This is a genomic window from Bacillus sp. NP247, assembly GCF_018966865.1.
In the GTDB taxonomy this organism is placed as follows: Bacteria; Bacillota; Bacilli; order Bacillales; family Bacillaceae_G; genus Bacillus_A.
Map to the genome: position 1 here is coordinate 2160376 of NZ_CP076653.1, position 12332 is coordinate 2172707.

Genomic DNA, 12332 nt, shown 5'->3' on the forward strand with positions numbered 1-12332 from the left:
ATTATTCTGGTACAAATGCAGATACAGGTCCTAATTCCTTTTCTAAATAACTACGAATATTCGCTGGGTATTTCTCTACCACTGCGATATTTTTTTGAATCGTCTTATATAATTCATCATGATTCATTTGAATATAATCTTGCGTAAGCATTTTTCGAAGAAGAATAATTTCTTTAATATGCGCTCCCTCTTCTCCACTTATAACTCTCTCGTCCATTAAAATATCAATAATATCTTCGTAACTTCCTGGATCGCGCATAATAAATCCATCAATCATCGCATTCCCTACATCTAATATACAATCGATAATAAGATGGGCTATGCGCTCTAATGCATAAAATTCAAACTCTGTTTCATATGTCTTTTTCTCTTGAAATGTATTTGTTGCTCGTTCTAAACATACTAGCATTTGTTCTATTTTCTTTCTGTCTACGAAGTACATGAATGTCACCTACCTGGAAATTAAAGCATTTACATTTTAATTGTAACGCTTTCTTCTGAAAAAATCGACAATTTTTCGAATTCACCTTTTCCTCGTTATTTGTTATAGTTATATTTGTATGATTTTTGAAATTGGAGGAATGCAACCTTGGAACGTGAACTCGCACTAGAAATTGTCCGTGTAACAGAAGCAGCAGCCTTAGCATCCGCACAGTGGATGGGCCGCGGAAAGAAAAACGAAGCAGATGATGCAGCAACTACAGCTATGCGTGATATGTTCGATTCAGTAAACATGGCAGGTACAGTTGTAATTGGTGAAGGAGAACTTGATGAAGCACCGATGTTGTATATTGGTGAAGAACTAGGAACAGGTAACGGTCCAGAAGTAGATATCGCCGTTGATCCATTAGAAGGTACAAACATCGTTGCGAAAGGCCTTGCAAATGCAATGGCAGTTATCGCAATCGCAGATAAAGGAAACCTTCTTCATGCTCCGGATATGTACATGGAAAAGATCGCGGTTGGTCCAAAAGCAGCTGGTAAAATTAGCTTAGATGATCCAATTGAAAAAACAATTGAAATTGTAGCAGAAGCAAACAATAAAAAAATTCGTGACCTAACGGTTATCGTGCAAGAACGTGAACGTCATCAAGATATTATTGACCGTGTTCGTGCAAAAGGTGCACGCGTAAAACTATTTGGTGATGGCGATGTTGGTGCATCAATCGCTACAGCTTTACCTGGAACAGGTATCGACTTATTCGTAGGTGTAGGCGGAGCTCCAGAAGGCGTTATTTCTGCAGCAGCATTAAAATGCCTTGAAGGTGAAATGCAAGCTCGCTTAGTTCCAATGAACGAAGAAGAAGAAGCTCGTTGTCGTGAAATGGGATTAGAAGATCCTCGTCAACTTCTTATGTTAGATGACTTAGTAGCTGGTGATGACGCAATCTTCTCAGCAACAGGTGTATCTGCTGGTGAATTATTAGACGGCGTGAAATTCCTTGGCGGAGATTTAGCTGAAACATATTCTATCGTTATGCGTTACAAAACAAGAACGGTACGATTTATTAAAACACATCACCATTTAGATCATAAACCACATTTAAACTTAGATATTTAATAAAGGAGCCATGTGTATGGAAGAACGTTTCTTTCTGTACGACGATACAGTCGCTACAAAAACTCGTTTCGTTAGCTTTATGGGGGAAAATGAGCGTCATGATTTAGCGCTTTTATACTCCGATCGTCATTACGGCAAAACGATTGTCCTTGATATGCAGAGCAATAAATTTGCTATCATCGGTCCTGACGATTTAAACGAACCAGGCTACTTAGAGCACGCTTTTTCTATGTCTGAAGAAAATGCAGAAGAATTACGCTCATTTTTATTTGAACTTATATAATTTATCTCAAACACCAGCTATTTTAGCTGGTTTTTTTTCACAATTTATATTTCGAATTTTCAATCTTATATGTTATACTTATGAACAAATCTATTTGGATAGAAAGGACGTTATCTGCGTATGCCAACAATTACTTTGTAATGGACCAGCAATTGGATAGCATTACTCTCAAAAAAGCACCGTGCTTTTTCAAGGGAGTAGTTTGCCCATTCCCATTACAAAGGAACGTATTGCATCTGTAGTATGATGTTTACGGAGGTTCCTCTTGGGGGAACCTCTTTTTATTTTTGTCTACTTCTTATGTCTTCATACTACAAGACATCCAAATAGCTGTATTACGTTCCTTTACCAATATATAAGAGGTGAAGGAAAATGCAGAAAGTACAACTTTCTTGGAGTTTATATGAAAACGAACTAGCAACAATCGAAAAATATTGTAAAAATTGCAGGCGTACTACCCTTTTTACCGACACGAACATTCGCAGGCATAACGCAAACGGAAAGAACATATACCGATTTGCAATTTATAAATGTCCGAAAGATCATACGTGGAATCAAAAACTTCATATTTATAAATCCTTTACTGACCATGTCGAAACTGTCGATATGGCTCAGAAAGAACAAGCTGAAACAAACACGATTATTTCTATTACAGAGTATAAAGAAAGTGGTATAGAAGAAATAACAATAACATTAGAAATTGTTCTCGGATCTCACCGAATTGATAAAGCATTATCCACATATATTTCAGATTGGAGCCGCGCTGCCATTGTGGATAAAATTAAAAACGGTCGTATTCAGTTAAACGGACGACACCTGAAACCAAACACAACACTCACTGAAGGTGATTTCATCTCAATTTGTTTATAAAGGAGACGATTATGCTAAAAATAAGAAAAGGCACAATTGATTTATTGGACGAATTAGATGTGATGTATGCAGAATGCAAAGAAGCACTCTTACAGAATCAAATTTACCAATGGGATGATTCTTATCCGACGCGAGAACACATTTCTTATCATCTAGAGCAAGCCGAATTGTATTGTCTATTCCAAGACCAAGTACTTGTCGGCGCCGTCGTCTTAAACGAAACACAGTCTCCAGAGTACAAACTAATTGACTGGTCAGAAACAGACGGACGCTTTCTTATCGTCCACTCTTTTGTCATCCATCCGCTCGTACAAGGAAAAGGCTATAGCAAAGTACTATTATCCTTTTGGGAAAGCGAAGCAAGACGGGAAGGTTACAAAGGAATACGCCTAGATTGCTTTACAGGTAATCCTGTTTCATTAGGCCTATATGAAAAAAACAATTATATTTGCCGAGGTGCTATTTATTTCAAAAGTAAACAGCCTCCTCATAATTGGTATAACTGCTATGAAAAAATCCTCTTACAATCGTAAGAGGATTTTTTTATTTCTTCACTTTTCGTAATACGAAGTGTGCACAACCGAAGTTACAGTACTCGTATAAATACTCTGATAAAGTACTAATTTTCGTATCATATGTCGAACGTTGATTACTATCATCAAAGAATCCACGCAATCTAAGTTGCTCATAACCCCAATCTCCAACGATATAATCATATTTATTTAAAATTTCTGCATAGCGCTCTTTAAATGCTTCTTCACTAAAACCATCACGAAAGTTTTTAATTACTTCGTACTGAACATTATTAACGCTCACCGTAGTATGAATCTCTTGCTTTTGTTCCATTATTAACTTCCTCTCTAAGCATTCTTCTTTTTATCGTATCACAAAGCATAACAACCAACAATTTCAAATACAAAAAATTGAAAATTAGTGCATGCTATGGAGAAGGAGGTGATACATCGTGAAAAAGCAAATTATCCTCTCTCTTCTCACTCTTTCCTTATTTGCAGGCTGCCAATCAACTAATAAAGCCGAGATGGAGCGTGAAGAAGGAAGTCGTGTTCTTGTTTCCAACAAAAACGACATGTATCATACGGAAAACACAAATACAAGGTTAACTAGAGTCGGTTATTCTTCTAAACAGAAGCATGAAGTATCTAACAAACAAGTAGGCGCTATTAACCGTGAGAAAGTCGCCGAAATGATTACGAGCATGACAGTCAAACTTCCTGATGTCACCAATGCCGCTACACTCGTTACCGACGATGAAGTGTTCGTTGTATACCGTGCAAACACAACAGATCCGAAACTCGTAACAGATCAAGTATATAAAACAGCTTTGTCCATCGTTCCTCGCTATTATAAAGCATATGTATCAACAAACCAAAAGTTGATTTCTCAAATTCAAGGTCTTCAATCTGGTAGCTTAAACGATAAAGAATATGAACAAAGTCTTGATATGTTAAAACGTGAAATGAGCGATAATCCTCATTTGAACAATACGGGGGATCAAACTTTAAATGATATGATAAAAAAATAAAAAGGTGGAGAAAACCTCCACCTTTTTACTATTTCTTACGATTTGCATAAACCTCCATCGCATCACACATAAACTGCGCTAGACCTTCACCAAACTTATCAATATTTTTCTTAAAGCGTTCATCAGCAACGTACATTTGGCCGAGTCCCTTAAATGCCTCTAATGAATATTTACCGAAGTTTTGCAAGTAATCGTACCATACCCCGATTGCTTCTTGTGCCTCTTTAGAATCAGGCGCTCCATTTCGAAGTGTCGCTAGATTTCTGTAAATAGTATTAAACTCCTCCTGTTTCTCTGTAGACATACCCTTCGCTGTTTTATTCGCTTTATCTACAGCTGCGTCTCCCCATCTTTCACGCGCTTCTTCTTCGTACGGGTTATGGCTAAAATCAAACCCTTCAAATTTCTCTTTGTTCGTCATTTCAATCTCTCCTTTTGTATGCTGAATGGTTTTATCAATCGTCGCTATCACTTTATCCAACCTAGCTCGCTTTTCAAGAAGCATTTTCTTATGAAGCTGTAATGCCTCTTCACGGTCGAATGAAGGACTCATGATAATTTCCTTAATTTTCTTTAAAGGGAAGCCAAGCTCTTTAAAAAATAAAATTTGCTGCAATGTTTCTAAATTTTCATTGGAATACAGACGATATCCAGACTCTGTCGTCTCATCTGGGGTTAACAACCCAATTTCATCGTAATGATGCAGTGTGCGCACACTAATTCCAACTAAATTAGCTACTTCTTTTACCCTCATTGTCATGCGTATCTCCCCCTTAATACATACGATAAAGTATGACGCAACGTTAGAGTCAATAAAAATCCCATTTTATTTTTGAAAGATTCATCTCTCCACATTCTCCTACATTTCATGCATAATATATATGTACATACATTAGAAAGCGGTGAAAGTATGGTTTCAAATACTGTAATTGCCAGCATCATCATTCAACTTGTTGTTTCGATTCTGGTCCCAATTATTGTACTCGTTTATTTCCGTAAGAAATATAATATTAATTTGAAAATAGTTGGCGTTGGTGTCCTTATCTTTATCGGGTTTACCCAAATCCTCGAAACACCATTCCAATTATTCATACGTGGTAATCCCACAACAGCTGAGTTTTTAAAGAACCCATTTATCTTTTCGATTTTCGGCGGACTAACTGCTGGCATTTTTGAAGAACTAGGTCGTTTCGTTGCCTTTTACTACTTACTGAAAAAATATCGAGATTATAAAGACGGCCTTGCGTACGGAATTGGACACGGCGGTATTGAATCGATTTTAGTCGGCGGATTCGCTGGGCTTCAAACTCTTACCTTTGCAACATCTATTAACAATGGTAGCTTCGCTCAAATGGTTGAACAATACCCACAGTTGAGCCATATCAAGGACTTGTTAATAGAGCAACCTGCCTATTTATACTTACTTGGTAGCCTAGAAAGAATTATGGCATTAGTGCTGCAAATTGCCTTCACAATGCTTGTCGTATACGCGGTAAAACAAAAGAAATACATTTTCCTCGTATACGCTATACTATTCCACGCACTTGTAGACTTTTTCGCAGCACTTTACCAAACAAAAATGATTAACATCTTTGTAGCAGAAGGAATTACTCTTCTCTTCGCGATTGGTGGTTTCATTCTTATTCGTAAAATGAAAGAGAAATTAATGAGTGCTTCAGAGTAAAAATAAACCACCAATTTTGGTGGTTTATTTTTTATGTGGATTATCGCAATGATGATAACTTTTCCCTCCTCGCAGCTCCCTCTTTGTTTCTGCATCTATAACGATATATTTATGCAACTCCTCTACTTCATTTTGAGAAAAGGAAGCGAAAAAGTATACTTGGCGATCAGGATGAATAAACGAATCTTGAAGCACCACTCTACTTCGACAGCCGACAGCTGTTTTTTTTCGGAAGACAAATTCTGCATCTTGTACTTCTTTAAATAAGATTTTTTTACGAACACTATACGCCGCATTTTTGTATTCCTTATAGACCTTCTTATCTAACTGTTCATAAAATAGATCTTCATTCACAAACGACTTATTTTGATTGCTCGGGTATTCTAAGTTTTGATTTGATTGTGCATATGCTGTGGACAATTGTATGAGAAAACAAATACTGAATACAATGCATATCATTTTTTTCATAATTGCACCTCAAATTTTCATTTATCTACATTACTTTTCCACATCCTTAGATCACTATGCTCTTTCCAAGAAAAAGGAATTTTTTCCACATTTGTCGAAGTATATATCGTCAACTTGAAAGATGGGGATGAAATATGAAGAAAATTATTGTAATCAGGCATTGTTCAGCAACTGGACAAGAACGTAATGCGGAATTAACAAACATGGGAAGAGACCAATCAAACACCGTTGCTACATTCCTCATGGAAAATCATCTACAAATAGATCATATTATTTCAAGCCCATTTGTCCGAGCTATCGATTCTATTCGGCCATATGCCCTCAAAGCTAATTTATCTATTCAAGAAGATGAACGGTTAGCAGAACGCATATTAAGCACTGTTTCAATGGATGATTGGCTTCAAAAACTAGAATACACTTTTACCAATATAGATATTGCCTTTTTGGGCGGAGAGTCAACAAAACAAGCAACAGACCGTGCCATCTCACTTATTCAGGAAGTTTTAAAACTAGAGCATGACACAACATTACTCGTTACACACGGTAACTTACTCACATTAATTTTAAAGCACTTTGATCATACTATTGGCTTTGACGAATGGAAAACTTTAACGAATCCTGATATTTATGAAATTACACTTGATGAACAATCTATCATAAAACGATTATGGGAAGCGCCATCCAAGTAATATCCCTTTCCAATACATTCAGTTGACACTGCGAGAAGGTATGGTAGGGCTGCAGTAAAGCATAGAGAGGGGTATCATTCAATATGTACGAAGACGTACTTTCTTTACTACATAAAACAAATGCTTCTTATGAAAAGTTTGAACACGAACCAGTACTTGACTATGAGACTGATCGCATCGTTCGTGAAAGGCTCGGCTTACAAGGCACTCCAAGTAAAAGCCTATTTTTAAAATCAAAAGCCGGGGCGTATTACGTATTCTTTACGTTAGAGGGAACTCGCCTCAACCGAGGAGAGATGAAAGAAATAACAGGAGAAAGCTTATCTCTCTGTTCTCCTGACGAGCTAAGAGAAGAGACTGGTTGCATGCCAGGATGTGTAGCTCCTTTCGGTTATTCACAAGATGTAACGATTATTGTGGACAGTTCGATTTATACTTACAAGAAAGTTTTAATCACACCTGGTGTACCCGAATTTACAATTGAATTATCCACAGAAGAATTAAAAAGAATTTTATCAACGTGTCAAAATACAGTTTTAGAGTATAAAAAAAAGGAGAGCTAATCATTAGCTCTCTTTTTTCATTATTTCGCTTCTGCTACTTTTTCTTTCGCAGAACGAACTTGCTCGTCCGCATGATAAGAAGAACGTACAAGTGGACCAGCTTCACAGTGGCTAAATCCTTTGCTAAGTGCAATTTCTTTAAGCTCTGCAAATTCTGCTGGTGGGTAATATTTAAGAACTGGTAAATGCTTCTTAGATGGTTGTAGGTATTGTCCAAGAGTTAAAATATCCACATTGTTTGCACGTAAGTCATCCATTGCTTCAATTAAATCTTCTCTCGTTTCACCTAAGCCCACCATAATGCTCGATTTAGTTGGAATATCAGGCTGCATTTCTTTTGCTCGGCGTAAAAACTCTAATGAACGGTCATATTTTGCTCTAGCGCGAACTCGGTTAGATAATCGACGTACTGTTTCAATGTTATGGTTCAAAATATCTGGTTTTGCATCCATTAACATTTTTAAGTTTTCTTCTACCCCACCCATATCAGATGGTAATACTTCGATAGACGTGAATGGATTTTTACGACGTACAGCGCGTACTGTTTCAGCGAAAACAGCTGCTCCGCCGTCCTTTAAATCATCACGTGCAACCGCTGTTATAACAACGTGTTTTAAGCCCATTTGTACTACAGAATCTGCTACGCGTTCTGGTTCTTGTAAATCAAGCTCAGTTGGCAAGCCTGTTTTAACCGCACAAAAACGACAAGCACGTGTACAAACCGCACCTAAGATCATAAATGTTGCTGTTTTCCTTACAGCCCAGCATTCATGAATATTCGGACATTTCGCTTCTTCACAAACCGTATGAAGATTCTTAGAACGCATCATTTTCTTTAAGCCTGTATAGTTTTCATTCGTGTTTAACTTAATTTTCAACCATTCGGGCTTGCGCTTATATTCTGTTTGTTTTGTCATGGTTATCAACTCCGCACAATATGAAATAGGTTACCGTGTTCGCTTCTTTCAATGTAACATATCTATTCTAACGTATGAAAGCGATTTGCTCAAATGAAGATTCTAAGATTTTTTCCAATCGTTCCCTATAATGAAATACTCCGTATATCCCACACTAAAAAGAGTGATGTTGTGAAAGGAGTCTATTTCATGCTTCGAAAAATTTCTCTTTTGCTTTCGATTTGCTTTCTTCTCCACCAAAACATCGCTTACGGTGAAGATAATCAGCAAAGCATATATGAAAAGCGTATGGCACTATATAAAGAAACTGAGCAATCTTCAAGTATTCCGTGGTATTACTTAGCTGCAATGGATCAATACGAAAGAAACATACGGAGCGTAAGAAAGGATATTCCGAAAAAACCAGATGCCATCATTTCCCTTTATTTCAAACCTGAAATATGGGCTGGACCTGTTAATAGTAATGATACTCTCCCCCATACGATTTCTCTATTTGGCGGAATGGGTTTAGATGGTGACAAAGATGGATTTGCAAATGCAAATACCGATCGTGATCTTCTGCATACAGCAGCAACTATTTTAAAGAAACAAGGAACGTCAGAAGAGCGTATTAACATTATGCTTTGGGAATATTATAGACGTGCAAAAACAGTTGAATTAATTACAGAATACGCCCAAATTTATAAACATTATGGCCGCATTAATTTAGAAGGAAATGCTTTCCCTCTCCCGATTCGCAGTGACAATAGCTATCGTAGTACTTTTGGTGCTGGTAGAAGTTTTGGCGGCAGGAGGGTTCATGAAGGAACCGATATTTTTGCTGGATATGGCGTACCAGTACGATCAACTTGCTATGGCGTTATTGAAACAAAAGGATGGAATCGTCTTGGTGGATGGCGCATTGGTATTCGTGATCTTCATAATAATTACCACTATTACGCTCATTTAGGCGGGTTCTCTAAAGAAATACAGCTCGGCCAAATTGTCGAGCCGGGAAAAGTAATCGGATTTGTCGGTAGTACCGGCTACGGTCCTCCTGGTACAGCTGGAAAATTCCCGCCCCACTTACATTTCGGCATGTATAAAGACAATGGCTATACGGAATGGGCTTTCGATCCATACATGCATTTAAGCCTTTGGGAACGAAAAGAACGAGCAAATACAAAACGATAACCGTAGCAAATTGCTACGGTTATTTTTTATCTGGTACAACAACTCCGCCACTTCCGTAATAAGTAGGTACTTCACCTTGAACGATGCGCGTCGCAATCGGAATGTTTTGCCTCACCTTAATTTCTTTCGTGCGTAACGGAATCATAACTTGTAACGTCACTTCCACTTCCATAATAATTTTGATCGCTGTATTATTAATTCCTTGTGGCTCAACTAACTGTTTAATATCCGTATTCACATGACCAATTGGCGTAAAATTAATCGGAATATCCGGTCCTATATTACCAAGAAGCGCATTATCGGTTATGCGCCCAAAAGGAACTGACATAGATACCCCATTCTCTTCAAAAATACCAAGTGCTTTCGTATCCCCTTTTTCTACTTGTTGTAAATATTTCTCTATGTATGCAGTAGTCGATGTTAATATTTCATTTACTTGTTTTGTATTTAAATCAATTGTGGATACCTTCCCGTTCCTATCCGTTTGTACTTTCATTAATGAATCTACATCAAACCCTTCATTAATTCGGTCTTTTACCGCTTTCGTCATAACTGCTGTTGCCATTTTATGCGTCTCTGTTTCCCCATACTTAATTAACGTTGGCTGAATACTTTTATTTACAATCCATAATCCTTGAACTACCATTACGATAAAAATGATAAACGAAATAAGCAGTATATACCGAAAAGAAATCGGTCCCCTTCGAAACCGCGAATTTTTCGAACGAAATATGCTCATAAGAAAACCCTCCTTCTTATACTATTTCTATGCAAGAAAGAGGGACGATATATGCTTATCTCATTTTTAATAGTGCATCTTTTCCGATTGTGCCTACTGGAATCCCTAAAGCTTCGGCTTCAATCGTTACTGATTCCAGCGGTGCTTCAAGAAGTTGTTCAATCGTTCTTACACCAACCGCACGGCCAGCAATAATTCCTCGATCACCTAACTTCTCATTTAGAAGACCTACATCTAAAGCACCGCACATAATATATCCTTTATCGCTCATTACAGCTAGCAAATTTGTTTTTGGAAGTTTGACGCTAACCGCAATAAACGTATAGTTATCAATTATAATCGGCTCCACATTAACCATAGTTCACACTCCTCTCTTTCTTATCTGTATGAAAAGAGAAAAATGAGTGTTACAAGTTAACTAGCCTATAGTTTGACGGAAGATGTATGAGTTATCAACACGTCTGTTAACACATCTCTAAGTAGTTCTGGCATATAATATTGTTTGTCAGAAAGTGTGGATAGCTCTGGGTATAAGTATCCGAATGTAAACATATCAATTGTTCCTACCGTATATATACGGTCTAATTCCAGCGATTCCCCGTTAATCAATACATCTTCTAGCAAAATTTTATTCCCTGGAATCATATCTGGAATGACTTCTACACCAGCGTAAATCATTTTCCCCATTACTTTTCCTCGGAACCCGAATCCTTTCACCTCAAGATTCTCCATATTCGGACGGCGCGCTTTCAAAATAACTTCTCTTAACGTTTTCCCCGGTACTTTTAATAGACACGGATTAATTGGATGTGGACAAATTCTGTGAATATCTCCGCGCGTCACAACACCTTCTTCTAACCCTTCAAGAAGTACACCAGCGTTTACCATTCCAATCTCTGCACCGCACCACGTTTTCAGCGCATTTGCTAACATGTACGAAAATGATGTCTCATGAAACCAATCGACCGGTAATGCTTCTTTTAAATGAACGACAGGCTCTGCCATAATATGTTTACTTTCTTCCTGCAACACTTCAATTGTGGATAACGGTTCGCTATAAGCACCTAAACGTTCTGTCTTAATCGCTCTACCGTCCTTTTTCAACAGCTTCTTCGTCTCTTTATCCACAGTAAGCTGAACGTGACCGACGTAATGTCCCCATTTTTCACAACAACAAAGCAACGTATCGTTTACAAGAACACCGCGCTCAAATAAATGATGCGTATGTGCCCCTAAAATAACATCTATATCATAATGCTCCGCCATATACTCATCCATACTTTTTCCAAGATGAGAAAGCACAACCGTAATATGAGCTGTATCCTTAACTTCTTCTAAAATAGACTCTAAATGGATGATTGGATCTTCAATATGCCAATCTAACATATGATAAAACTCTGGATAAGCTACCGTTAATCCAATAAAGGCAATCGTAACCCCATCTGTTGTCGTATGTAACTTATAAGGCTGCGCCCATGCCGGACGTACACCTTCTTTTTCAAATAAATTCGCTACGAGCACCTCAAAACCAGCATCATCATATAGACGATTCAAATGCTCTTTCGCTAACGTAATTCCTTCATTATTTCCGATCGTTACATAATCATATAACGCCTCATTTAATAATTTTGTATTCCCAAGTCCATTTGTCGCTTCCGAAATACTATGAAAACGATCCACATGATCGCCAATATCCACAGTTAAAACAGTCTCTCCCGCTTCCTGTCTTCGCTTTTTCTCCCCTCGTACAAACCGAGAAATTTGCGGCCAATTTTCAAAATGACTATGTATATCGTTTGTATGATAAAGGTGGATGATTGTTTCTTTATTTATATTCAGAGA

17 protein-coding genes are annotated in these 12332 nt (G+C 37.6%); 9 read left to right on the plus strand and 8 right to left on the minus strand.

Going from position 1 to position 12332, the window contains the following annotated elements; all coding sequences use genetic code 11:
* Position 1: 1 nt before the first annotated feature.
* The gene (locus KPL75_RS11510; RefSeq protein ID WP_002145069.1) at positions 2-442 is read right to left on the minus strand and encodes a DUF86 domain-containing protein; all 441 of its coding nucleotides are present in this window, start codon (positions 440-442) and stop codon (positions 2-4) included.
* Between the two features lie 147 nt (positions 443-589).
* Between KPL75_RS11510 and glpX the strand changes: the two genes are divergently transcribed.
* The 4 genes from glpX (at position 590) to KPL75_RS11530 (ending at position 3247) form a co-directional block, all read left to right on the plus strand.
* Complete coding sequence (glpX, locus tag KPL75_RS11515; RefSeq protein ID WP_098268377.1) at positions 590-1561, plus strand: class II fructose-bisphosphatase; 972 nt, start codon at positions 590-592, stop codon at positions 1559-1561.
* A gap of 16 nt (positions 1562-1577) precedes the next feature.
* Positions 1578-1844 carry a DUF3055 domain-containing protein gene (locus tag KPL75_RS11520; RefSeq protein ID WP_002124268.1) on the plus strand — a complete coding sequence of 89 codons (267 nt, stop codon included), beginning with the start codon at positions 1578-1580 and terminating at the stop codon, positions 1842-1844.
* A 372-nt stretch (positions 1845-2216) separates the two neighbouring features.
* Positions 2217-2714 carry a cytoplasmic protein gene (locus KPL75_RS11525; protein ID WP_219920743.1) on the plus strand — a complete coding sequence of 166 codons (498 nt, stop codon included), beginning with the start codon at positions 2217-2219 and terminating at the stop codon, positions 2712-2714.
* An 11-nt stretch (positions 2715-2725) separates the two neighbouring features.
* A complete protein-coding gene (locus KPL75_RS11530) occupies positions 2726-3247 on the plus strand; it encodes a GNAT family N-acetyltransferase (RefSeq protein WP_219920744.1) in 522 nt (173 codons plus the stop codon).
* A 10-nt stretch (positions 3248-3257) separates the two neighbouring features.
* On the opposite strand, the gene KPL75_RS11535 is transcribed toward KPL75_RS11530, so the two are convergent.
* Positions 3258-3560 (minus strand): YutD family protein, encoded by a 303-nt coding sequence (locus KPL75_RS11535; RefSeq protein ID WP_000435944.1) that lies wholly within the window; start codon positions 3558-3560, stop codon positions 3258-3260.
* Between the two features lie 118 nt (positions 3561-3678).
* Here KPL75_RS11535 and KPL75_RS11540 point away from each other — a divergent pair, with 118 nt between their 5' ends.
* Positions 3679-4257 carry a YhcN/YlaJ family sporulation lipoprotein gene (locus tag KPL75_RS11540; RefSeq protein WP_002015915.1) on the plus strand — a complete coding sequence of 193 codons (579 nt, stop codon included), beginning with the start codon at positions 3679-3681 and terminating at the stop codon, positions 4255-4257.
* Between the two features lie 28 nt (positions 4258-4285).
* On the opposite strand, the gene KPL75_RS11545 is transcribed toward KPL75_RS11540, so the two are convergent.
* A complete protein-coding gene (locus KPL75_RS11545) occupies positions 4286-5017 on the minus strand; it encodes a MerR family transcriptional regulator (RefSeq protein WP_219920745.1) in 732 nt (243 codons plus the stop codon).
* Between the two features lie 108 nt (positions 5018-5125).
* On the opposite strand from KPL75_RS11545, the gene KPL75_RS11550 reads away from it, so the two are divergent.
* Entirely contained in the window at positions 5126-5941 is an 816-nt protein-coding gene (locus tag KPL75_RS11550) for a YhfC family intramembrane metalloprotease (RefSeq protein ID WP_219920746.1), read from the plus strand.
* A 24-nt stretch (positions 5942-5965) separates the two neighbouring features.
* Here KPL75_RS11550 and KPL75_RS11555 read toward each other — a convergent pair whose 3' ends face one another.
* Positions 5966-6409 carry a hypothetical protein gene (locus tag KPL75_RS11555; RefSeq protein ID WP_219920747.1) on the minus strand — a complete coding sequence of 148 codons (444 nt, stop codon included), beginning with the start codon at positions 6407-6409 and terminating at the stop codon, positions 5966-5968.
* 134 nt (positions 6410-6543) lie between these two features.
* Here KPL75_RS11555 and KPL75_RS11560 point away from each other — a divergent pair, with 134 nt between their 5' ends.
* Positions 6544-7098 carry a histidine phosphatase family protein gene (locus KPL75_RS11560; RefSeq protein ID WP_219920748.1) on the plus strand — a complete coding sequence of 185 codons (555 nt, stop codon included), beginning with the start codon at positions 6544-6546 and terminating at the stop codon, positions 7096-7098.
* 83 nt (positions 7099-7181) lie between these two features.
* Positions 7182-7661, plus strand: a complete 480-nt coding sequence (locus tag KPL75_RS11565) for a YbaK/EbsC family protein (RefSeq protein ID WP_002145059.1) — start codon at positions 7182-7184, stop codon at positions 7659-7661.
* 20 nt (positions 7662-7681) lie between these two features.
* Here KPL75_RS11565 and lipA read toward each other — a convergent pair whose 3' ends face one another.
* Positions 7682-8578 (minus strand): lipoyl synthase, encoded by an 897-nt coding sequence (lipA, locus tag KPL75_RS11570; protein WP_000166376.1) that lies wholly within the window; start codon positions 8576-8578, stop codon positions 7682-7684.
* A 189-nt stretch (positions 8579-8767) separates the two neighbouring features.
* On the opposite strand from lipA, the gene KPL75_RS11575 reads away from it, so the two are divergent.
* Positions 8768-9751, plus strand: a complete 984-nt coding sequence (locus KPL75_RS11575) for a M23 family metallopeptidase (protein ID WP_219920749.1) — start codon at positions 8768-8770, stop codon at positions 9749-9751.
* Positions 9752-9770: 19 nt separating this feature from the next.
* On the opposite strand, the gene yunB is transcribed toward KPL75_RS11575, so the two are convergent.
* From yunB to KPL75_RS11590, 3 genes are all read right to left on the minus strand, one after another.
* The gene (gene yunB / locus KPL75_RS11580; protein WP_219920750.1) at positions 9771-10490 is read right to left on the minus strand and encodes a sporulation protein YunB; all 720 of its coding nucleotides are present in this window, start codon (positions 10488-10490) and stop codon (positions 9771-9773) included.
* A gap of 55 nt (positions 10491-10545) precedes the next feature.
* Complete coding sequence (locus KPL75_RS11585; RefSeq protein ID WP_002112658.1) at positions 10546-10848, minus strand: YunC family protein; 303 nt, start codon at positions 10846-10848, stop codon at positions 10546-10548.
* 65 nt (positions 10849-10913) lie between these two features.
* Positions 10914-12251: a bifunctional metallophosphatase/5'-nucleotidase gene (locus KPL75_RS11590; RefSeq protein WP_258237041.1), complete on the minus strand. Its 1338-nt coding sequence runs from the start codon at positions 12249-12251 to the stop codon at positions 10914-10916.
* Between the last annotated feature and the right edge of the window lie 81 nt (positions 12252-12332).